A 1,551-nucleotide genomic window follows, 5' to 3' on the forward strand; every position below is an offset into this window, starting at 1 on the left:
GTTTTCAATCTATCCTATATTCACTCGTAGATGTAATTGATATTGGGATACATATAATAGATACAGAAGGTCTAACCATTGTTTATAACAAGAAAATGGCTGAAATTGAAGGAATGGATTCAGAAGATGTATTAGGGAAAAAGATCCCTGATATTTTTAAGTTCCAAGAGGAAACTGAGAGTACGCTAATACGGGCTCTTCATTCCGGAAAAGCAACTGAAAACTCAAAACAGACCTACTTTAATAATCTCGGACAGGAAATTACAACAATCAATAATACGTTTCCAATTTTAGATCAGAAGCAAAATATTATCGGTGCTATTGAAGTAGCAAAGGATATAACAAATCTTGAAAGAATTATTAAAGATAATATTTTAAATAAGGGCGATACCAAATATACGTTTGACAGTATCATTGGAACTAGTGAGAATTTCTTAGACGTCATTGAAAAGAGCAAGCGCTCCACAAGAACCACATCCTCCATCTTGATAGTCGGGGAAACAGGTACCGGAAAAGAACTCTTTGCCCAAAGTATCCATAATGGAAGTAACCGTTCAACACATCCTTTTATTAGTCAAAACTGTGCTGCACTGCCAGATAGTTTAATTGAGGGAATTCTCTTTGGAACGAAGAAAGGGGCTTTCACAGGATCCATTGAAAGGCCTGGGTTATTTGAACAAGCACAAGGCGGAACCATCCTTCTTGATGAAATCAATTCTTTAAACCCGAATTTGCAAGCAAAATTATTACGGGCCCTTCAAGAAAGAACGATTCGCCGAGTAGGAGATACAAAAGACAAAAAAATTGATGTTCGAGTCATTGCAACGATAAATGAAGATCCAATAGATGCGATTTCAAATGATCATTTACGAAAGGATTTATATTATCGATTAAGCGTTGTATCCTTATTTATCCCTCCACTTCGTGAGCGGAAAGAAGATATACCATTGCTGGCACAATCCTTTATTGAAAAGTTCAATGCGTTGTTTGAATTGGATATTGAAGGAATCAGCGACGAGGTCTACTCTCTTTTTTATGATTACGAATGGCCAGGAAATGTAAGAGAACTTGAGCATATTATTGAAGGGGCTATGAATTTACTAGAACCCGGGGATACAAAAATTGAGATCCCGCATCTTCCAACTTTATTTAAAAAGAAAGCTCATATGGAAGAAACTCAACTGGATATAAAAAATGACCTTATTCAAAATGAAGAATTACAAGACACAACCCTATCTCTTGATGATTATATTGCTAATACAGAAAAGATTTATTTGGAGAAGATATTAAAGGAACATGGCATGAATATCTCTAAAGCAGCTAAAGCCTTGAATATAAGTCGCCAAAGTCTTCAATACCGCTTGAAAAAGCATCAGGTTAAATAACATCATTCCCGCACAAAGAAGGCCCCCATTAATTGATATGATCCCCTTTTAGTAGACAGAAAAAAGAAAGCACACTAATCTGTCTATATATGGAGGGGATTTTTCTATGGGTAATATTAAAAGAACGTTTGATAAAGCATTCAAAAAGCAGGCCGTTGATTTATAC

Annotated in this window: 1 protein-coding gene; it reads left to right on the forward strand. The window is 35.6% G+C overall.

The genetic code is table 11. From position 1 onward, the window contains the following. Nucleotides 1-11: 11 nt before the first annotated feature. Nucleotides 12-1,385, forward strand: a complete 1,374-nt coding sequence (locus tag AC1DUW_RS28330) for a sigma-54 interaction domain-containing protein (protein WP_477644121.1) — start codon at nt 12-14, stop codon at nt 1,383-1,385. Nucleotides 1,386-1,551 lie beyond the last annotated feature (166 nt).

Source organism: Peribacillus sp. P4_C12, from assembly GCF_056402095.1.